The organism is Alphaproteobacteria bacterium, assembly GCA_016699305.1.
Classification (GTDB): Bacteria; Pseudomonadota; Alphaproteobacteria.
Genome location: CP064970.1, coordinates 1,276,739 through 1,297,169 on the forward strand (window position 1 = coordinate 1,276,739; position 20,431 = coordinate 1,297,169).

Genomic DNA, 20,431 nt, shown 5'->3' on the forward strand with positions numbered 1-20,431 from the left:
GGCTTATTCTCCCTGCGTGGATTGTTGGCCGGTTTGTTCAGGGGGGGCGTAGGTCAGGCGTTCCGGTGTGGGCTTTAACGCGCCAGCAATCTTCGCCATCAGCCTGCCGAGATGCGGTTCTTCGATCATGTCGAGGCGACCGGATCGATCTTTGGCCGGATATCCGAGCGGATTGAGCGTGTGGCAGACAAAGGCGCGGTACGGCGTGCCATCATCCGACTTCAGCTCGGCCCCCTCGCGCGCAGGCGCGCGCAACTCACACATCGTGATGACCTGATCGACGATCCCAGGCAGCTCTAGCTCCGTCTTCGAGCCTTCGATCTGCGGCTGGAAGAAGCGACGGTTGAAGTCGTCCAGCTTCTCGTCGAGGATGCCGACGAACCAGATGTTCTTACCGCGCGTATGCTGCAGATGCGTAAGCCAGCCGATCATCTCCTGGCCGTGAAGGCCGTATGCGCCGCGCGTGTCCGGCTTTCCGGTCTTGTCGCTGAAGGCTTGCGGCTGGCCCTTGCACCATTGGAAACAAAGGCGTCCGGCGACGGTAATGGAATCCACGAACACCGTGTCGTATTTGTTGAGCGCGGCGGGATCACCAAAGCGTTCGCACACGGCGTCATAGTGGGCTTGGCTGTATGGCTGATCCTCGCGCAGCGCCGGGTTCGGCCCGCCGATGAACACCGCGAAGTCACGGCATTCTTGCCATGTACGCGGGCGCACCGTGTCGCCAGCCCAGCCTTCGATGGCAAGGTCTCCGGCCTCAAGGTCGAAGAACAGCGTTTTTTCGGGCGGTAGCGTCCAGAGCAAGGACGTTTTACCGATGCCGGACTTGCCGAAGATGCAGCCCTTGATGCCGCGCTTTTCCGCCAACCGTTCGTCGGCGGAGATGATGGGGAACGTCATTGCGCGCCCCCGATCTTGCGCGTGACCGCCTCGACGATGTTGTCCCTGCCGAGCGCACCTTTTGCGCGGGCTTCTCTGTAAAGGCGTTGCAGGGCATAAAGTCCGTCCCGCAGCGCATCGATCTTCTCGTCGAGGGCTTGCGCGGCGAAGGCGATGTCGTCCAAGGTCGCGTGTTCGATCGGCTTGACGATGTCCGTCATATTCTCGCCAAGGGACGGGATATGAACGGTCTCCGGCACGTTACGCGCCAGAAAATCGTCGCCGAGAAGTTTTCCAATATTTTTGCTCATGTCTTTGCTCCTTTTTGGGTTTTCAGTCGCAGCGCGCCGCGCAGCCAGCGGCAGACCAATTCGGCCTTGGCCATCAATCGGCGCAGTTCGGTTTCATCCATCTCCAGCAACTGCCCGACGGGCGTGCCGAAGACGGCGTCGATGGAATCTTTCTGGGAACGGGGATCAGACATTCGCGCCTCCCTCGGCCTGGGCGGCGAGTTGGCGCATTGCGCCTTCGTCGTGCGTGGCTTCGTATGCCTCGACTTCGTCAAACCGATAGCGAATACGTCCGCCGATTTTTACGAAGTTCGGACCAACGCCAAGCCACCGCCAGCGCTCAAGAGTGCTTGGCGATAGCTTCCAGCGCTGGGCCAGTTCCTTAGCCTTAAGGAATGTTCCATTCATCGAGGCTTCTCCTTGGTTTGTTGCCGTTACCAAGGAGAATTTCGCAGGTGACTGGTGAGGGATTAGAGCCGGTGCTTGTTAGGAAACTGGTGAGGAATGCGTCCTAATTCACCAGAAGGCGGCATGTGCCACGCGGATTGCCGTATCCGATCAGGCTTTCCCATGTCTGGTGGCCGTTGAATAGGTTGGCGATGCGGCGGGTGCCTTCCACGCCGATGGCGCTCATCACTTCGGAGGTTTTAGCGGACATCTGGCCTTTTCTATAAAGCTCAATGAGATGCCGAACGAAGGCGCGCTGTAAATCGCCAGGAAAATGGTGTGTCGTGCCGTTCAACGTCACGGTGCGGTAATCTGCGGAATGGGTGAGCTGGCCGTTTTGGGCGGGCTGGTTGTTCCACATGCGCTCCAGCACGTCCGCGCTAAGAAGGCTCTTGTCCGGCTTGTCGCCCAGGCATGCGGCCATGGAAACGGCGCGGTGCGCGGCGATTTTCTCTGGGTTCTGCCGGTGAGGGGAGGTGAGGAGAATCATGCCCGTGTCGTCGGCGAGCGCCGCGATGCCGTTATCAACGACCTGCTTCGATGAAGCATAGCCACGGCACAGGTAAATGGGGCGGAGCTTCTTCGCCAGCCGTGCCGATCCGATTTTCCAGCATGTGTCGACGACGACGTCCTTGATTTTTTCGTTCGCGGCGACGCCGAGGGATTTTCGGGCGGCCTCAATCAGCCACGCTTGAGATGCCTGATATTGCATCACCTGCTTGGCATCGAATGAAACATGGCCAGCGTCTACGCAGTAGCCTTTGAAGGTGGTTGGATGAACGGGGATATCGTGAGGTTCGTCGCATTGTGGGCACAGGAGGCTGCTGACATTACCGGAATGCACAAGCGCCTTTTCCTTCACCAGCGCGTCAAACCATATTTGCCTGTCCTGCAGGGCGGCATCGGCGCGAGTGACGTGTTCGCCGTTTTCAAAGAGGTGGATCAGCCATTCATGACGGTCCTCAGGCATATTTCTTCAGTTCTTCCTCTTCGAATTCAGGATCGAGTTCGAGCGTTTGTTCCGGCGCAATATCCTCAAGGATTCCCCATTGCTTTAGATAGCCTTCGATCATCTGGCGATCGTCTTCCTTCAAGGATTTGAGGTCAGACCCGTCCTTCTTGAGCGAGATGTGTATGACCCGACCGTACCCGCCTTCTTTTTTTGGCCGAAAATGAAAACTCAACACGACATGGAGCAGCGTGTATTTGGCGCGTAACTTTCCGTCTTCATCGAAATAGGTGCGAATCGCATACATATCCGAACCCTTGCCCTGCGGCATGGTGTCCACCGTGACGATATGCTTGCAGGGCGCGCCGCAGGAGAGGTCGAGCTTCCGCACGCGCACAACGTCAATGTTGTCCTCAGGCTTCGTTCGCAGCATCGGAGCTATGGGGCGGGACTTGAATTTATCGATGGCGAAGCAGACAGGTTCGGTGGGAGTGAATTCGGCGGCATCCCGTTTCAGGATGGCTTTGGCGAAAGCCTGTCGAACCCGTTCGTGATTGTCCTTGCCGCCACCCACCACGGTGCATAGCTGCTTGGTCTGTGGGTCATACACGACAGCCGCGACAATCGCCTTCTTGGTGTTCACACGGTGGAGCTGCTTGTCCTTGACCTGGATGTCGCTGTTCGGGAAATCGTTCACATAGACGCTGATCTGGCGCGTGCCGTCCGAATAACGCTTGTAGACCTCGCCGCAGCATTCACGGCGGTCGTTGAAATTGTGGTGGATGATCTTGGCGACCTCGAAGGCGAATTCGTTCGCGTCGTCTTCGGTGATGTCGTCGAGCGCGCCGTCCATTTTGATGGCGCAGTGCTGCCACGATCTGCCTTCGGCCCTGAAATCGACGAACAGAAGCTCTTCCGCGATTTTGAACAGGTCGTTGTCTTCAAGAAAAACGGCCATGGCGCGGTGGTGGCTGTTTTCCATGGCCTTGAGCCTCTTTTCCATCTCCGCAGGCTTGTCGCTGGCGTTGATCAACGCCCTGATGCCACGGTCGCTGGCGACCACGTTGATGCGTTCGAGATGAGAGTGAAGCGGATCGTAATCGGATTTGGGAAGAGCGTTGATCGCCTCTTCGAGCGCGGAAGCGACGGCCTTGTCGTCCTGCGTCCAGTCAATCGGGGTAGCGAAGGGAACCTGATGGAAGTCGCAGTACTTCTTGAGCACCGCTTTCGGGATGTGGTTTACCACCGTCCTGATCGATACTGCCATGTCGATTTTCCTGCATGATCAGTTGCCTTATGATTATCGTTGCATTAATCTATCGTGTCAACGATCTTGCAATCATAGCGCGAGTTGAACCATGCCAAAAGGTGGCACGCGCGCCAGAGCGTTCAGGCCACCGGAGAATCCATGATAAAGGCGGGGATTGAGCCGGATGACCTGCTGGTCGTCGATGCCGGTCTTGAGCCAAAAAACGGCAGCATCGTGGTCGCAGAGGCGGATGGGGATTTAACTCAAGAGGTTGCATAAGACGAAGAGCGGGTTATCGCTCATGCCGGAAAATGACCCCTACCGCCCCATAAGAATTACCGCCGAAACAGGGTTGCGGATATGGAGCGTGGGAACCAAGGTTATCAAGGCCGTGGGGGCGTAAATCCAAACCAGCCACGTTGCTCTTGCCAAATTTCAGGAAAAGGCTTCAGAACGTCGGTGACCGTCATCATGCGCGGCTGCGTACCGTTCAGGATGGATTCCTTGATGTCGGGAGCCAGCAGGTTCACCCGCATCACCCGCGCCAGATAGGATTTGTTGACATCCAGCTTCTCGGCCAGCGCGTCCAGCGACGTGAATCCGCCGTCCTCATAACGCTCGCGCCATTTATAGGCACGAACCAACACCTTCAAAAGCGCGTTGTCCTGCCGTGGCTTTGCCTCGAAGACGGGGTCGTCGCCGTCCGGCGAGAGGATGAGCTTCCTGCCGCCGCGCCGTTTCACCGCGAAGGGAATATGAATGTTGATGACCCCGTTGCCCAGATGCTCCACGCGCTTTTGCATCATACGGTCTCCTTCTGTGGTTGCAGGGAGCGGATATGATTGACCAGCGAGCCGATGCCTCCGGCGCGGATGCGGATGTCCACGCTGTTTTTGGCGACGATCACCCCCTCGACCAGCAGCTTGACGATGCGCTCCTGTTCGCGTGGGAACAGCTCGTCCCATACCTGGTCGATGTCGGCAAAAGCATTGCGGATGTGGAACTCCTTGATGTTCGGATCATGCTCGCGCGCCTGTTCCCAGACCCGCACGATCATCTCCGGCGTCTTGAACAGCGCCTTAAGCTGACCGAAGACGATGCCTTCGATTTCACCGGCTGGGATGTTGCCGACCGGACAGGACATACAGGATTTCTTTATCGTCGCGTTCGGCGTGTAATAGCGGTACTGCTTGCCGTTCTTTCGGCAATGGGTCGGCGTCATGCTGGAGTCGCAGCCTGAGCAACGAATGACGCTCTTGAGCAACCCGGATGGCACATGGCGGTTTCTCGCCGTGCGCACCTTTGGATTGATCGACAGAATCTCCTGCGCTTTGTCCCAGATTGCCCGCTCGACGATTGGCTCGTGAAGCCCAGGGTAGTATTGCCCCTTATGGCCGATCTCGCCGATGTAAATATGGTTGCGGAGCAGCTTGTAGACCGAGCCTTTATCGAAGAAACGCCCCTCGCGCATGCGCCCGCTTTTCTGGCCCCGGTAGGTCTTGCCACGATATCCGGCTTTTCTGAGATCGAGCGTCAGGTCGGTGGTGGAGCCGATCTCCATGAATCGCTGAAAGATGAAGCGCACCACCTTTGCTTCAGCCTCGTTGACAAGCAGCTTGCGGTCGACCACGTCATACCCCATGGGCGGCACGCCGCCCATCCACATGCCCTTGCGTTTGGAAGCGGCCAGCTTGTCGCGGATGCGCTCGCCCGTGACCTCGCGCTCGAACTGCGCGAAGGACAGCAGGACGTTCAGCATCAGCCGTCCCATGGACGTGGTGGTGTTGAATTGCTGGGTGACGGAGACGAAGGAAACCGATTTGCGCTCGAACACCTCGACGAGCTTCGAGAAGTCTGTGAGCGAGCGCGTGAGGCGGTCGATCTTATAGACCACCACCACGTCGATCTTTCCGTCCTCGATGTCGCGCATCATGCGCTTGAGCGCGGGCCGCTCCAGACTTCCGCCGCTGAAGCCGCCGTCGTCGTAATTATCGGCGACCAGCGTCCAGCCTTCATGCCTCTGGGAGACCACGAAGGCTTCTCCCGCCTCGCGCTGGGCGTCGAGGCTGTTGAATTCCTGCTCCAGTCCTTCCTCGTGGGATTTTCTGGTATAGACCGCCGCGCGGATTTTGCGTTTCGCCTCAGGCACGGCGGTAGTCCTCCATGCGCTTGAGGCCGAAGAACACAAGGCCGTTCCAGCGCACGTCTGTAATCTTTCGGGCGATGGCCGAAAGGCTGGTGTAACGCTGGCCACGATATTCAAAACCGTCTTCCAGAACCGTGACGTGGTGTTCATGGCCTTGCCATTCGCGCATCAACCGCGTTCCGGTCACGGGGCGATGTACCTCCAGCCGCTTGCGCGCCTTGTCCGGTTTGTCGAGGTCGCGTTCGCAAAGCGCCGAGAGGCGTTTATCGACACGGCTGCCGTCCACGCCGTAGGCGACTTCCTGAATGCGATAGGCCAGCCGCTTCACGTAATACTGCTTATTGAAGTGCGGTGGGTCGGCGCGGAAGACGTCCTTCCAGAGCTTCTTCAATTCGGCGGTCTTCATGTTCGGCAGGGCCGCCACCTGCGCCAGCACATTGTTATTCATGGCATTTCTCCGTCTTTGGTACGGACACACACATGCTTCCGGCGGGCGGTAAGTCCAGTGGAATGTCTCCGGTGCGCGAAGAAAGTCCTTGTTTTTCCTTGGCCTTAAGGCGCAGAACGCCTGCGGCGAGAATGGCGGCAATCTCGTTTATGCGCTGTTCATCGGCGATATGTTCAACATCGTGTTCCATGCTGTCAGAATATTGCTGGGCGCTTTAACCAACAATCCGGCACACGTTGGAAAATGCCCGCATATCTATGAACGGACGTGACAAATCGGAGATGCGCGGCGTTGCCGGAATCCGCCAAACCGAAAATAAGCAATTACAGGCATTTCGCCGTGCATCTTTGGGGTGACGAGTCCACAGCCTGCAGAGAAAACTGGGGCGGAGAGAAAGCTTCTTCGGGCTATTTCAGGGATGGCGGCAAACGGGCGATGCCACACTTTGAGCGCAGAAAGCTGGCTAGGCGTGTGGTTTTTACGCTCCGGTGCGGGAAACGGAGAATTTCAAAAACAAGATAATGGCGGAGTGGGGGGGATTCGAACCCCCGGTACGGCTTTTCAACCGTACAACGGTTTAGCAAACCGCCGCCTTCAGCCGCTCGGCCACCACTCCTTACCTTTCACCTTCGCGCCTGACGGCTGAAGGCTTTACAATACTTGTCCGCCTGCGCGGACGGGGCAGCCGCTCGGCCACCACTCCTTACCTTTCACCTTCGCGCCTGACGGCTGAAGGCTTTACAATACTTGTCCGCCTGCGCGGACGGGGCAGCCGCTCGGCCACCACTCCTTACCTTTCACCTTCGCGCCTGACGGCTGAAGGCTTTACAATACTTGTCCGCCTGCGCGGACGGGGCAGCCGCTCGGCCACCACTCCTTACCTTTCACCTTCGCGCCTGACGGCTGAAGGCTTTACAATACTTGTCCGCCTGCGCGGACGGGGCAGCCGCTCGGCCACCACTCCTTACCTTTCACCTTCGCGCCTGACGGCTGAAGGCTTTACAATACTTGTCCGCCTGCGCGGACGGGGCAGCCTCGGGGGCTGCCATTTTCTACTCTGGACCTGCCCGCATGCAAGCGGGGCCAGAGCAACCAGATACCAGAAACCGGGGGGCAGATGAAGCAAAACTTCAAGGGCTGCCCGAAGTATTGGCTTTGGCGCGGGCGATCATCGATGTGGTGCTTTGGCCCTGCTTCAAATCGGCCAAAATCACTTGGCCGCCCCAGCCTTGGACGATATCGGCCCCCACGACCTTATCAATGGTATAATCCGAACCCTTGACCAGAACATCCGGACGCAACAGGCGGATAATCTCGAACGGCGTGTCCTGTTCAAAAATGACCACGCGATCGACATCGCGCATCGAGGCCAGCACCAAAGCGCGGGACAATTCGTTTTGCACCGGGCGGGTGGGGCCTTTCAGGCGGCGGGTCGAGGCATCGCTGTTCAACCCGATGAACAACCGGTCACAGGCCGCGCGCGCCTGGCCGATCAGCGACACATGCCCCGGATGCAGCAAGTCGAACACGCCATTGGTAAAGCCGACCTTCAGGCCCTGTTGCCGCCATTGCGCGGCCTGGGCCGCCGCTTGTTCCCAACTGAGGATTTTATCTTCGCGTCCCCGCACATCCTGGGCGCGCAGGTCTTGCAAAATCTCGGCCGTGGTGACCGTGGCGGTGCCGGCCTTGCCCACCACCAGCGAGGCGGCGCGATTGGCCAACAATGCCGCCCGCGCCAAAGGCGCGCCCGCCGCAAGAGCCAGGGCCAACACGGCATCCACCGTATCCCCGGCACCCGACACGTCGAAAACATCCCGCTTATAACCGGGCACATGCACCACTCCCGCCTCGTCGGCGACCAGCATGCCCTCGCCGCCCAAAGTGGCGACTACCGCCCCCACTTTGGCCTGAAGGCGCAAGGCCTTGGCCGCCGCCGCCGCCTGTTCGATATCAAACACCGGCAAACCGCTGGCCGCCGCCAACTCGCCGCGATTGGGCTTGAGCACATCGGCCCCGGCATAGGCCGACAGGTCCGAAAGCTTGCTATCAACAATGCACGGCGCGCGGTTGCCATGCGCGGCGGCGATCAGGGCCTGAGTGACCTGCGCCGTCATCAGCACGCCTTTGCCGTAATCGGCCGCCACCACGGCGCGACAACCATGGGCCATGTCTTGGACCGCATCGATCACCTTGGCGCAAATATCGGACGACAAGGCCCGCACATCCTCACCATCGGCGCGCAGCATTTGTTGAGCGCCCGCGATAAAGCGGGTCTTGGTGGTGGTGGCACGGGAGGCATCCTCGACCAGGCGAGTCGTGCTGCTGGGCCAGTTTGCGAACATGCGCTCCATCTCATAACCCGGCTCATCGGCACCGCGCACGCCAACCAAGGCGACATGGGCGCCCAATTCCGCCAAGTTGCGGGCTACATTGCCCGCCCCGCCAGGCATCGTGGTCTGATGCTGGATATGCAACACAGGCACCGGAGCCTCAGGCGAGACGCGACTGACCGAGCCGTAAATAAAGCGGTCCAACATCACATCGCCCACGCACAAGACGGCCAAGCCCCGCCAGGATTCAGCCAGTTGCTCCAATTCGGCCCGATCTTCGGATGCCAGCGCGATCATGTCTGATTACCTCTGCCGTCGATTGTCAGAATGATCTTGAATTAGCCCCACATGGTTGTCTAGAAGACCATTCATCAGGTCGGCTCATAGCAGGGTTGTTGGACCGCTTGCTTTTTGTTCAGCGGCACTCGGCCTAAACCGGCACTAGCCTCATGGACCGCTTGTCCAATCGCTTCTGCAACACGAAAAGGCACCACAGACGTATGAAGAATGATCTGAAGAATGGGCTTCCCCTGTGAAGGACCATGCACTGTTCGCACATCTCGTCTATCAAGGGGAGAGATGTAAATCTCAAACGCGCTGGCCGCTCTGGTTGTTCCATCCGGGCTGGATATTGCAGGATATCCATGCGGAATCTCTCGCATCCCCAGATCAAGACCAAACTTCTTCTGGAAAAAAGAACGTCTACGATGCAAGGGTTGTAGCTTGCAGGCTCCCTGAGCTAGGTCATAAGCCCTGCAAGTCATTACAAGCATCATTAGAGGGTTGCACTTTGTATGTCCTGATGACTGAAAAAACAGTCCAAATCTTTCTTTGAACGTCATTCTGTATAATGGTGTAGTCACGATCTCTAAATTTTCAAGAAAAACCTTTTTTACATCCAAGATTCTTTCTGCCAAAGCCGGCGTCTTCTCTAACGCAGAAGAATTACCCAAAAATTCTTGGATCATCTCTTGTGCTTCATTTAGGTCCGAGCAACCACATGTGTAACCGGCACTTATCTTCCCAACCATGCAGTCCGATAAGTCAGAGTTCCGAAGTGAGTACCTTTCTTCTTGTGTTGGCCAAAAAAAGAATTGTGATAAGCCTATAGAATTATTTTCGATCCAAAAAGATTGCTCTTTTTTATCTAGATTCACATCTGACATGATATCCCTCTGCCGAAAGAAAAATCTCTTCCCAGAATACTCGTCCACTGACGATCAGACAACAATGAAATAGCTGATGAGTAACACTGAACACCGTCTAATTTTGCCATTTCCACCAGCGTAACCTAATGCCATTCGGGCGCAGCTGTCTTGCTGAATGGCCCCAATTCGGCACGGCCTTCGGACGCCAGCGCGATCATGATTGATGGTCTCCCCTAGCATTCAATGATGGGCATCCTGCACGATGCCATATAGATTGGCTAGATAGGAAACAGGGCTCCACTTACCGCCCCATAATTTTAGAGGGCAATGGGTATTTTACAGACCAAAGCCACAGCTTTTATAAGCCGAGAACAAAATTATCGCCCACCACGGCACCTTATTGACACAGGCGCATCGGTGCCAGTTATCACTCGGTATGGGATGGGATAAGGGCTATCGCCGACGGGAAAAGAAATAGGCCATGGCGTCGAATCCTTGGTCGTTGGAAGCCGCCGGGACGGTCTGTTGAGGGGCGGATTCAGAGGCCGCCGCATCGCTCTCGCTCTCGCGCGCGATCCGCAACGCATCCATCAGCAGGCTACGCGCCCCCTCATAACGTTGACGCAGCATGTCCACATAAAGGCTGCGGGCCTCGCCCAGCTGTTTGTTGATATAGGGGTTGTCCTCGTGCAGGTACATGTCGGACCAGTGGTGCTGAACCGTCGTTTGCAGCACGCCGATCAATTCCGGCAAAGATTGTGTTGGCTGCCCTTGTTGACGCAAGACGCAGCGCAGGCGCTGTGCCACATTCCCATCTTGCGCTTCTACGAAACGCAAGAAAGCATCGACCGGCAATGCAGGCAACGCAACAGGACCCATGATGGGATCATGAGGAGCGTCCAGACGCCTGTGAGTAGCTTGTCTATTTTGCATGTGATCACCGCCTGAATTTGAAAGTAGCACTTGCATTTATAGATGGCAATTCTTAATAAATCGTTAAGACAGCGTATCGCCGGTTGAAACTGACAGAGGCCGTATCAAACACTTGCAAAAAACAGCGGTTTCATGGATCATGGTCGCCACCGAAAGATCATGATTACTGCGATGCAAATACGCGCCGCGCGCGCGATGCTGGACTGGAGCCGCGAGGATCTGGCCGAGAAGGCTGCCGTCTCGACCACGGCCCTGCGCTCCATTGAAATCGGCGCTTCCGAGCCGCGCGACAGCACATTGTTGCGTATCCGCGATGTTTTTGAGAAATCGGGCATCGATTTTCAATCCGACGGGGGCATCCGTCCCCGTCAGCATGAAATGCTGGCTTTTGAAGGCAGCGAAGGCGTGTGCCGTTTCTATGACTTGGTATATGAAACTATCTTACGCGAAGGTAAGGGCGAAATAGATGCCTGCGGTGCCATGGAAGAAACGGTTGTGCGTCTGATGGGCGATTACACGGATATTCATGTGCGCCGGATGGTGCATGTCGCGCATGTGATGCGTGTGCGACATTTGATCCGCGAGGGGGATTTCTGTGCACCGGGAAGCAGGTATTGTACCTATCGTTGGACTGCCCGCGACCAATACGAGCCGATACCATTTTATGTATTTAACGACAATCTGGCCATCATGTTGCTGAACGCCATGCCCAAGGCTAAGATATTCGTGTTACGCTCGGCCGCCGTGGCCAAAGCCTTTCGTCAGCAGTTTAAGATCATGTGGAATATGGCGCGCCCCATCCCCGGCATCCCAGAACCAGAGGGTGTGGCGGATTTTGGAGGGGAATGAGTCCGGCCCATTAGGCCTCACCAAAGAATGAGAGAATCCTGCATGTCCGTTGTCACCCCGTTCAAAATGCCTTTACCGCCCCCAATGAGCCAGGAAACCTTGGGATTCTGGCGTGACATTCATGATTGGTTCAAGGGACAAGCCGCAGGACATCTCATTCACTATTTATATAGCGATCCAATTCATGAAACTGACCCCGTGAGGGGAACACATTTCTTCGGCCGCTTTATGGCGCGACACACAAGTTATTACATTTATCCCAATGAAGTGGAGATGATCGCACGGCATGCCGCCGATATTTCGCGTATTGTGGGTGCGAATCCAAGCGTTATCGAGCTTGGTCCTGGTTCGGAATTGTCCGTCAGTCAAAAAACCCTGCCGCTTTTGCGCGTTTTGAATCCGGTATCGTATATCCCAGTTGATTGTGCGGAGTCCTATCTTGATGGCGCGGTCGTGACCGTACGCCGCATCTTGCCGGATATCAAAATTATGCCGGAATGCTGCAATTTCTACGATACTTATTTTGCCTTCGAGCATTTAGAAAACCCCCTGGGTTGTATGTGGTCGAGCACGATTTCCAATGCGCCGCTGGATGGAACTTTGCTGGCTCTGCCACGCGCCCATATCATCCATATGCTACGGTGCTTTCGGGTATTATTAGGGTCGAAATCCTGGCTGACTTTAACTGTGGATTCCAACCAGGATGAGGACTCCATCTTAGGGTCTTATGACTCTCAAGACCTGGCGGATTTCATGCAAAACCTAATTCATCTCATCATCCGCGATCTGCCCACGACCGGCCTGGACCCAAATTGTTTTGTGTATGAGCCGGTCTGGCATGCCGAGCATCATTTGTTGGCGCATACGCTGCGCGTCTTGAAGGACCATAGCTTCCTGATCGGCGCTCAGTCTTATTCCGTGCAAAAAGGCCAGAGTCTGTGCCTCGCCACATCTTTCAAATACCCTCTGTCCTTATTCTGCTCGATGGCGCGCGAGGCGGGATTTGAAAGCCGGGAGGTATTCCCGGACGATCAGAATCGCGTGTCTTTACATCTGTTGCGGGCCATCTAGCCGACGGACGCAAAGACCGGATTCGTGCGGGTGCTTATTCTAAACCGAAATGCCTTCGGCCAGTGCCGGTGATGGACTCCCGCCTTCGGGCGGGGGCATTCACACCACCTTCAACGAGAAACCAAAGAGGATGGCCAGGAACTCTCAAGGCCATGGCGTAGCGTGATGAAGTCTAAAGAGTGTGGGTTCTTGTTTGATGGTTCTGACTTCGGCTGATCATCACGAAGCCCTTGCAGGCAAGGCGCGACCCATTTGAATGAATTTCTCGCGGCGCTGGCAACGGAGGCCGGCACCATCTTTGTCGCCGATTTCGGCCAAAGCATTGGCAACGGCGTCACCCATGGCACTGATCGCCGCGCGCGGGTCACGATGCGCCCCACCCACCGGTTCAGGGACCACGGTGTCCACAAGCCCAAGGCCCTTCAGGTCTTGGGCCGTCAGCTTCAAGGCGGCAGCGGCCTCAGGGGCCTGGGCAGGACTGCGCCATAGAATCGAAGCGCAGCCTTCGGGCGAGATGACCGAATAGATGCTGTGCTCCATCATCAAAATGCGGTCGGCGGCGGCAATGGCGATAGCCCCGCCCGAACCGCCCTCGCCGATCACGCAAGCCACCAGCGGCGTGGTGATGTCCAGGCACACTTCGATGGAACGGGCGATGGCCTCGGCCTGGCCGCGCGCTTCGGCATCCACGCCGGGAAAAGCCCCCGCCGTATCCACGAAAGTGATGACTGGTAAATCAAAGCGTTCGGCCAGACGCATCAAGCGCTGTGCCTTGCGATAGCCTTCGGGCTTGGCCATGCCGAAATTGTGCCGCAACCTCGTTTCGGTATCATGACCTCTTTCTTGGCCCATCACGATGCAAGGATTGCCGCGAAAGCGGCCGATGCCGCCCACCAGGGCCGGATCGTCCCCAAACTGCCGGTCGCCCGCCAGAGGGACAAAACCGTCGATCAAAGCATGGATATAAGCCAAAGCATGGGGCCGCGCCGCGTGGCGCGCCACTTGAACCTTCTGAGCCGGGGTAAGCTTGGTATAAATCTGGCGCAATTGCCGGTCGATCTTGTTCTGCAAGCGTCCGACTTCCTCGCCGATATTCACCTGCCCATCGGCGGCCAGAGGACGCAGCTCCATCAGCTTGGCTTCAAGCTCGGCAATCGGCTTTTCAAAATCTAGAAAGACATGCGAGTTGGTCACGGTCATCGCCTTCTGGTCAACACGTCATCACTTGTCCGGTATCGTCTGGCGGGGATGCCCCGCCCTTGCGCTGCGCCGGGTCTTGAGGATAGCACAAACCACTCCCCGGCATGAACCCCCCTGCCCCATAAAAAAGAATCACGCGGGAATTGCTATCGGGGCCACTCCATGCCTATAAAGGCGCCGGGACGGAGTGTAGCTCAGCCTGGTAGAGCACTGCTTTCGGGAGGCAGGGGCCGGAGGTTCGAATCCTCTCACTCCGACCAGTCCCCAAACAAGCATTAAACAGCCATTTTTCCGGCCGGATATGGGGGCATGTCACAGGAATCAACCTGCGTCCAAGCCCTCGTTCCTCTTTGCCGTCTAAAATCATGGGGTAGCAAATCAACCCATTGAATTTAGATGTTCTCAATGAGCCGAGCACCATGATCTTTCAAGAAATTTTAACGCTTTTTAATTAGAGATAGATAGCGCGATAGGTGCGTTTGTCGCGCAAATCGTGGATGGGGCAAGGCCTCATCATGAGAATCCCCGAGAAAAGGAGGTCCCCATGCATCGATTATTGGCAACCGCACTGGTTATGTTGGGTTTGCTGGCCAGCACTTCCATGCCCGCAACGGCGGGGGAATTCGGAACCCGCGAAGAAGCACAAGCCATGACCGAAAAAGCCGCCGCCTTGCTCAAGGCCGAAGGCGACAAGGCGTTTCCCAAACTGCAAGACCCCAAAGGGGAATTTATAGATCGTGATCTATATGTCTTCGTTTTCGACTCGAAAGGCACTTTCCTGGTTCACGGTGCCAAGCAAGCCTTAGTGGGCAAAGAAGGTCTCCCCATCCGGGATCCGAATGGCTTTCCGATCATCGCCGAGTTCCTTAAGGTCAAGGACACAGCCTGGGTGGATTACCACTGGCTGCACCCCAAGACCAACAAGATCCAGCCTAAATCCGCCTATATCATCAACACGGGCACGTATTGGGTGGGCGTCGGCTATTACAAATAACCGACTCTGTCGCGTGGTCGCCGCCTTCGTGCGGCGACCATTCTTACCAAGATTTATGCGCACTTAGCCAGGAGAGCCGATCATGATCAAATTGGGAAATATGTCGATCGCCGTGAAGAGCCAGATAGCGCCGTTTATAGGCACCTTCGCCCTGATCATCATCGGCGCTTGCTTTTGGTTTGTAACGTCCCAGACATCCCAGGCGATTTCCCATACCAAGGATATCAGCTCCATCGGCACGACATTGAATGAAAGCCGTATCGCGCTCTATAAGGCGCACACAGCCTTATATAAAGCTTCGGATATGACTCTTAATAAACTTGACGAAGCCACGATCGCCAAGGTCACTCAATCGGCTTTGGACCATATTGTGATTTCCCAAGACCAATTGAAGATCGTGCAAAGCGCGAATATGCAGGGCATAGATCAAAAGGAAGTGGATACAGCCAAAGCCGCGTTGGTTTCGTATCAAAAGATGGCAAAAGACTTTAAGGATCTTGTCTCCACGGATGCGACGCTGGCCAGCATCATGCTGAACACCGCGCAGGGACGCTATGAATTGGTGGAGAAATCTTTGGGAAAACTGGAGTCCCAGATCGATGGATTGACAGATCTGGCCAACAAAGAACTGGCCCACGATCTGGAAAGCAGCAAATCTCTGGCAACCGTGGCCATTCTGGTCATTGTGCTGTTCAATATCACACTGGGCCAGTTGATCGGACGCGCCATTTCCCGTCCCATTCAAGCCATCACACGGGTGATGCAGGCTTTGGCCGCCCATGATACCAGCGTGACCGTGCCGCATCAGGACCGACGGGATGAGATCGGTGGCATGGCCCATGCCGTGCTGGTGTTCAAAGAAAGCATGATCCGCAGCGACGAGATGGCGGCCGAGACGGCGCGTCAGCAGGAAGAGAGGGCCAGACGCGCCGAGCATATGGCCCAATTGGCGCGGAATTTCGACTCGCATGCCGGGACATTGCTGGGCGAGGTGGGCAAGGCATCCGAACACATGCACAGCATCGCCGGAACCGTGGCCGATGCCGCGCGGCGTTCGGGCCAGCAAGCGGACTCGGTGGCCCATTCGGCGCAAAACGCTTCGGGCAACGTGCAGACGGTGGCGGCGGCGACCGAGGAATTGGCCAGCTCGAGCGCCGAGATCGGCCGCCAGGTCGAGCATTCCTCCACCATCGCCAATAAGGCGGTGCATCAGGCCGAACAGACCAGCGCCCATATGCGCGCCTTGGCCGATAACGCGGCGCGTATCGGCGCGGTCGTCCAGCTCATCAGCGAAATCGCCAGCCAGACAAATCTGCTGGCATTAAACGCCACCATCGAAGCGGCGCGAGCGGGCGAAGCCGGCAAGGGCTTTGCCGTCGTGGCCGGCGAGGTTAAGAGCTTGGCCGCCCAAACGGCCAAAGCCACGGAAGACATCACCAGCCAGGTCATGGGAATCCAAGATTCCACCAAGACCGCCGTTGATGCGATAGGCGCCATCAGCGGCACGATACAAGAGCTTAGTGCGATCTCGACGGCCATCGCCTCGGCGGTGGAAGAGCAAAACGCCGCGACGGGAGAAATTACCCGCAGCGTCGAAGAGGCGGCGCGCAGCACCAGCGATGTCTCGACCGACATAGCCCAAGTGCGCGGCATGGCCAGCGATACCGAAAAAGCCGCCAGCGACGTGCAAGACGCCTACCGCGTCCTGGCCCGCCATTCCGACGAACTGCGCCAAACCGTCAACACCTTCCTTGAAGGCGTGCGCACCTAGGCTAGGCCAAGATATTGCGGGGCGTCCACAAGGAATCCTAACGGCGTATTTCGACGCCAATCAACCCAGGGAAGGCGCGTTAGATTATGTGGCCGCCGGATTCTTGAGCGCAGCCAACCGCGCGCGCAAGATGTCGGGCACCGTTGGATAGGTGGGGCGTTGAGGCGGTTGTGGAGCCAGAATCGCAAAAGAGAGAAGCGGCGCAAAAAGGGGCGGCACCCATGCGGTGAGAACCCGCTCCATATCCTGGCCTGGACCTTGCGAAGCAGGCCCAGCGCCCATCATCGCCGTGCGCCAATTCGTCACTTCCTGCACGGCATCGCGGAATGCCGTAGGGATATCCCGGGGAGGCTGCTCCAGAAAATCTTCGGGAGAGTTCGCGCGAGGGGGCAAGCCCAGAACACGGCCTTGCGCCGGCAATTGCGGATAATGGCATCCCGCGCGACGGACAACATAGACCCGCGGTCTGGAGGTCGGCGAGCGTCCGGGCACACCCTTGGCAACAATATGCGATTCTGTATCCAGAACCTGTTGAGGCAATTCAGGAAGAATCAAACCGGCCTTGGCCATCCGATACACCAAGGCATCTTCAAGCGACTCACGCAGATCGGCGCTGAATATCTGTCCCAGCAACTGCCAGGCCACCAATGCCGATTTGGCCTTGACCGCCGGAGAGCAATTCGAACCCTCCTGCAGCTCGGGAGTCAGCACCATCTTCACCCAGTAATCATTGCAACGAGATTGAGGATTAAGAGACATCTTCGCCCGGCAATCCAGCACAGCCATATCCAATTGATCGCGCCGAGAATCCTGTTCAGGCAACAGATGCTGAATCTGCTTGACCGCCTTGTATGCCCCGTCCCACGCAGAAGTTTGGTTGCCATCATTGGGTGCAGGCAGGAATTCCGGAAGATCGACGCCGCTTATGGCCATCTGCTGCAAAGCCGATAGAACCCCGTCCACGCAATGGCCGATAATGCTGTCCGCCTTGCCCTGATGATCCTTGGTCCAATCCCTTGGCAGGGCTTGAGTTGCCGACACGGCCGATTGAGCCACGGCTTTCAAACACCTGATATGCGCGCCGCGCATAGGCTGAGTCGACCAAACGGGGGATTGATAGACTTGCGAAGAATCCTGCGGTACCTGCCCCGTTGGACTGGCCAGCGCATGCAAAGCCAGCGCCGCCAATTCCAAACGGCATGTTGCTCTGTTATCAAAGGTACTGGGAATGCCGTATCCTAGCCGCAGCAAGGCCCAGGCAACACCCAGAGGAAAGCCCGAGTCATCCTTGACCAGCAAGGCACCGTTGTCGCGGATAAAGCCCAAACATGATTTTTCGAAATCCCCGTAATAGGCTCGCCAATTCTTCGCATAAGAGATGATACGGGGAATATGATCCTCAACAATCGACCGGGCATTCGTATCGTTCAGCCCCGCGCGGAAAGCATCATCGCGCAATATGTCGCTCCAAGCTTGGCTGACGACCTCCATTTTTTCTCTCACACGAAAATGGGGGTCGCGCACGCTTTTTGCAGCCAGAGTCAAACTACGTACGATCAAGCCATAGGATTCGCAGATTTCCTCAGGATCGATCGACTCTCCGTCCCGCTTCATAACGTTCAAAAAGCCCGCCATCTGCTTGGCGCTCATATCCGCCATCTCGCCTAGGTCGTGATATCTCACGAACCGCAATATAGAACCCGGCAGATGTTGGCGGCTGTCCATATGATGGAAACGCCACAAATCCCATCCCATACGCATACGGCGTGTCATATGCACAGCCTTGCGCCAGGACGGCATCGGAAAGGAAAAATATGAGGGCATGAGGGTCTCCATAGGCCGGAACGGTGCGGGACCATAACATACGCGTCCCCGCATGTGAATCACTTGGGAATTCTGCTTAGGTTCGAAGAATGGCCGTCACAGACCGCTTGGCCAAAGCATCAGGGCGGCTGGCCGCGTGCTGCGTTTTTTGCGACCCACACGAACCAATTCGCGCTTCACGCCAATCCCGATGACGTTCCATCTGCATATAGAGTTCCGGGAAAGCCCGGGCATCCAATGGAATGGTCGTTAGATCACCGCTGTGACCGGGCAGCCGCCCCGCATCGGCAAGATTGTCAAAACTATCGCACAACATCTCCATGCGTTTTCCCCATACCGGCTGGTGCGGGTTCTGCGCCGCAGGAACACGGATATCTTCAAACAATTTCGACAGCAAATGATGGGCCGTCTCTGCAGATCGGGGGGCCACCACCAGCTCCACGACATTCAACACGCGCCGCAACTGGCCCGGGCTCATTTGGGCAAAGCTGTTGATGGGCTGTCTATCAAACCAGGAACCGAGCGTAGAAGGATCAGCGCTGCGCACAACCAATCGCTCCAGACGGCGTACGCGTCGCTGCGAGCTATCTAAGAATTCCGCCATATCCTTGACGTCAAGAACAAGGCACTGCATCCAGCGCAGTTGGGTGGCCATATCACATTCTCCCTTGGTATTTCATAACCAAGGTCAATACCATTCCGGCATGAAACTAATACTACGAAAGGATTACGCCCTGCCTTCAGGTCCCGATGGAGTGGGTGGCTCAGGGGGCTTTTTATCGGCCTCGCCCAAGGCGGCAGGCGGGTGTTTGGCGTGGGGGTCTTCGTCCAATCCCTTGCGGAAAGCCCGAATGCCTTTGGCCAGATCGCCGGCCACCTGCGGCAAACGTCCCGCGCCGAATAGAACCAGCACGACCACCAAAACAATCAGCCAATGCCACAGACTGAAGCCGCCCATGATCTCTAGGCCTCCTTGCCAGAAGGTGCCGCCTGCTGTCCCTTGGTCTGCAGATGCATGGGTTTCATGTAGAGCAGCAACGAACCGGCGACATAGATGGACGAGAACGTGCCCACCAACACGCCCCAGGTCATGGCAGCGGTGAAGTTGATCAGCGTGCTGCCGCCGAAGAACAATAGAGGCAACATGGCCACCAACACCGTGCCACTGGTCATGACGGTGCGAGAGAGGGTCTGGTTGACCGAGTCGTTGATGACCTTGGTCATATCATTGGTGCGCTGGCGGCGCATGATTTCACGCATACGGTCGAACACCACCACGGTGTCGTTGACCGAAAAACCGGCCAAAGTCAGCAGCGCGGCCACGGCGGTCAGATTGAACTCCAACCCGGTAATCGAATAGAGCCCCAAAGTGACCAGCACATCGTGGAACGTCGCCACCAAGGCCGCCACGCCGAACTGCCATTCAAAGCGCGTGGCCACATAAATACCGATGCCCAGCAGCGCAAGACCGATGGCGATCATGCCGCCGGTGAACAGCTCGTCCCCCACGCGCGGGCCGACCATCTCGACACGGCGATATTCATAATCCGCACCCAAAGACTCGCGCAGCTTGGCCACGGAGGCGTTTTGTTCGGCCTCGGCGCCCGGTTGGCGTTGCAGACGAATCAACACGTCCTTGTCCGTGCCGAATTGCTGCAATTCCACCGGCCCCATATTCAGGCCTTCCAGTTTCGAGCGCAATGCGCCCATATCGACGGCCTGGGCCGCGCGCGCCTCGACCAGAATACCGCCCTTAAAGTCGATGCCCAGGTTCAAGCCGTTCACGACCAAGCCCCCGATGGTGATCAACATCAGGAGGATCGTGACGCTAAAGCCGAAAAAGCGCAGACGCACAAAGTCGATCTTTGTGCCATAGGGGATCAGTGTAATAGACATGCCGAAA

The 20,431-nt window shown here is 56.9% G+C and carries 22 protein-coding genes and 2 tRNA genes; 6 read left to right on the plus strand and 18 right to left on the minus strand.

What is annotated here, in order from left to right; translation table 11 throughout:
- Positions 1-3 precede the first annotated feature (3 nt).
- The 6 genes from IPI58_06025 to IPI58_06050 form a co-directional block, all read right to left on the minus strand.
- The gene (locus IPI58_06025; protein QQR68409.1) at positions 4-900 is read right to left on the minus strand and encodes an ATP-binding protein; all 897 of its coding nucleotides are present in this window, start codon (positions 898-900) and stop codon (positions 4-6) included.
- Positions 897-1,190, minus strand: coding sequence for a hypothetical protein (locus IPI58_06030; protein QQR68410.1), 294 nt, complete (start codon positions 1,188-1,190; stop codon positions 897-899). Before IPI58_06030 ends, IPI58_06025 begins: the two co-directional genes overlap by 4 nt.
- Positions 1,187-1,363, minus strand: coding sequence for a hypothetical protein (locus tag IPI58_06035; GenBank protein ID QQR68411.1), 177 nt, complete (start codon positions 1,361-1,363; stop codon positions 1,187-1,189). Before IPI58_06035 ends, IPI58_06030 begins: the two co-directional genes overlap by 4 nt.
- The gene (locus IPI58_06040; protein ID QQR68412.1) at positions 1,356-1,577 is read right to left on the minus strand and encodes a helix-turn-helix domain-containing protein; all 222 of its coding nucleotides are present in this window, start codon (positions 1,575-1,577) and stop codon (positions 1,356-1,358) included. The genes IPI58_06035 and IPI58_06040 overlap by 8 nt, the downstream gene beginning before the upstream one ends.
- 103 nt (positions 1,578-1,680) lie before the next feature.
- Positions 1,681-2,586 carry a hypothetical protein gene (locus IPI58_06045; GenBank protein ID QQR68413.1) on the minus strand — a complete coding sequence of 302 codons (906 nt, stop codon included), beginning with the start codon at positions 2,584-2,586 and terminating at the stop codon, positions 1,681-1,683.
- Complete coding sequence (locus tag IPI58_06050) at positions 2,579-3,832, minus strand: hypothetical protein (protein ID QQR68414.1); 1,254 nt, start codon at positions 3,830-3,832, stop codon at positions 2,579-2,581. The genes IPI58_06045 and IPI58_06050 overlap by 8 nt, the downstream gene beginning before the upstream one ends.
- Positions 3,833-3,973: 141 nt before the next feature.
- Here IPI58_06050 and IPI58_06055 point away from each other — a divergent pair, with 141 nt between their 5' ends.
- Entirely contained in the window at positions 3,974-4,093 is a 120-nt protein-coding gene (locus IPI58_06055) for a hypothetical protein (protein QQR68415.1), read from the plus strand.
- Positions 4,094-4,197: 104 nt separating this feature from the next.
- Here IPI58_06055 and IPI58_06060 read toward each other — a convergent pair whose 3' ends face one another.
- The 7 genes from IPI58_06060 to IPI58_06090 form a co-directional block, all read right to left on the minus strand.
- Positions 4,198-4,620: a hypothetical protein gene (locus tag IPI58_06060; GenBank protein QQR68416.1), complete on the minus strand. Its 423-nt coding sequence runs from the start codon at positions 4,618-4,620 to the stop codon at positions 4,198-4,200.
- A complete protein-coding gene (locus tag IPI58_06065) occupies positions 4,617-6,110 on the minus strand; it encodes a recombinase family protein (GenBank protein QQR68417.1) in 1,494 nt (497 codons plus the stop codon). Before IPI58_06065 ends, IPI58_06060 begins: the two co-directional genes overlap by 4 nt.
- Before the next feature lie 290 nt (positions 6,111-6,400).
- Positions 6,401-6,598 carry a hypothetical protein gene (locus IPI58_06070; GenBank protein QQR68418.1) on the minus strand — a complete coding sequence of 66 codons (198 nt, stop codon included), beginning with the start codon at positions 6,596-6,598 and terminating at the stop codon, positions 6,401-6,403.
- Positions 6,599-6,930: 332 nt separating this feature from the next.
- Positions 6,931-7,024 (minus strand) — tRNA-Ser (locus IPI58_06075).
- Positions 7,025-7,538: 514 nt separating this feature from the next.
- Entirely contained in the window at positions 7,539-9,035 is a 1,497-nt protein-coding gene (rfaE2, locus tag IPI58_06080; GenBank protein QQR68419.1) for a D-glycero-beta-D-manno-heptose 1-phosphate adenylyltransferase, read from the minus strand.
- 74 nt (positions 9,036-9,109) lie between these two features.
- Entirely contained in the window at positions 9,110-9,904 is a 795-nt protein-coding gene (locus tag IPI58_06085; protein QQR68420.1) for a hypothetical protein, read from the minus strand.
- 435 nt (positions 9,905-10,339) lie between these two features.
- Positions 10,340-10,765, minus strand: a complete 426-nt coding sequence (locus IPI58_06090) for a hypothetical protein (protein QQR68421.1) — start codon at positions 10,763-10,765, stop codon at positions 10,340-10,342.
- A gap of 213 nt (positions 10,766-10,978) precedes the next feature.
- Between IPI58_06090 and IPI58_06095 the strand changes: the two genes are divergently transcribed.
- Together IPI58_06095 and IPI58_06100 are read left to right on the plus strand one after the other, a co-directional pair.
- Entirely contained in the window at positions 10,979-11,668 is a 690-nt protein-coding gene (locus IPI58_06095) for a helix-turn-helix transcriptional regulator (GenBank protein QQR68422.1), read from the plus strand.
- Positions 11,669-11,866: 198 nt separating this feature from the next.
- Positions 11,867-12,739, plus strand: coding sequence for an L-histidine N(alpha)-methyltransferase (locus IPI58_06100; protein ID QQR68423.1), 873 nt, complete (start codon positions 11,867-11,869; stop codon positions 12,737-12,739).
- A 219-nt stretch (positions 12,740-12,958) separates the two neighbouring features.
- Here the strand turns inward: IPI58_06100 and IPI58_06105 are convergent, their stop codons facing one another.
- Positions 12,959-13,939, minus strand: coding sequence for an acetyl-CoA carboxylase carboxyltransferase subunit alpha (locus IPI58_06105; GenBank protein QQR68424.1), 981 nt, complete (start codon positions 13,937-13,939; stop codon positions 12,959-12,961).
- Between the two features lie 183 nt (positions 13,940-14,122).
- Between IPI58_06105 and IPI58_06110 the strand changes: the two genes are divergently transcribed.
- The 3 genes from IPI58_06110 (at position 14,123) to IPI58_06120 (ending at position 16,704) form a co-directional block, all read left to right on the plus strand.
- A tRNA-Pro gene (locus tag IPI58_06110) sits at positions 14,123-14,199 on the plus strand.
- Between the two features lie 284 nt (positions 14,200-14,483).
- Positions 14,484-14,933 carry a cache domain-containing protein gene (locus IPI58_06115; protein QQR68425.1) on the plus strand — a complete coding sequence of 150 codons (450 nt, stop codon included), beginning with the start codon at positions 14,484-14,486 and terminating at the stop codon, positions 14,931-14,933.
- Positions 14,934-15,015: 82 nt separating this feature from the next.
- Entirely contained in the window at positions 15,016-16,704 is a 1,689-nt protein-coding gene (locus tag IPI58_06120) for a HAMP domain-containing protein (GenBank protein ID QQR68426.1), read from the plus strand.
- Between the two features lie 84 nt (positions 16,705-16,788).
- On the opposite strand, the gene IPI58_06125 is transcribed toward IPI58_06120, so the two are convergent.
- The 4 genes from IPI58_06125 to secF all read right to left on the minus strand — a co-directional run bounded on the left by IPI58_06125 (position 16,789) and on the right by secF (position 20,424).
- Positions 16,789-18,477 (minus strand): hypothetical protein, encoded by a 1,689-nt coding sequence (locus IPI58_06125; GenBank protein QQR68427.1) that lies wholly within the window; start codon positions 18,475-18,477, stop codon positions 16,789-16,791.
- 127 nt (positions 18,478-18,604) lie between these two features.
- A complete protein-coding gene (locus IPI58_06130; protein ID QQR68428.1) occupies positions 18,605-19,183 on the minus strand; it encodes a hypothetical protein in 579 nt (192 codons plus the stop codon).
- A gap of 72 nt (positions 19,184-19,255) precedes the next feature.
- On the minus strand, positions 19,256-19,486 hold the full coding sequence (locus tag IPI58_06135) for a twin-arginine translocase TatA/TatE family subunit (protein ID QQR68429.1): 231 nt from the start codon (positions 19,484-19,486) through the stop codon (positions 19,256-19,258).
- 5 nt (positions 19,487-19,491) lie between these two features.
- A complete protein-coding gene (gene secF / locus IPI58_06140; protein ID QQR68430.1) occupies positions 19,492-20,424 on the minus strand; it encodes a protein translocase subunit SecF in 933 nt (310 codons plus the stop codon).
- Between the last annotated feature and the right edge of the window lie 7 nt (positions 20,425-20,431).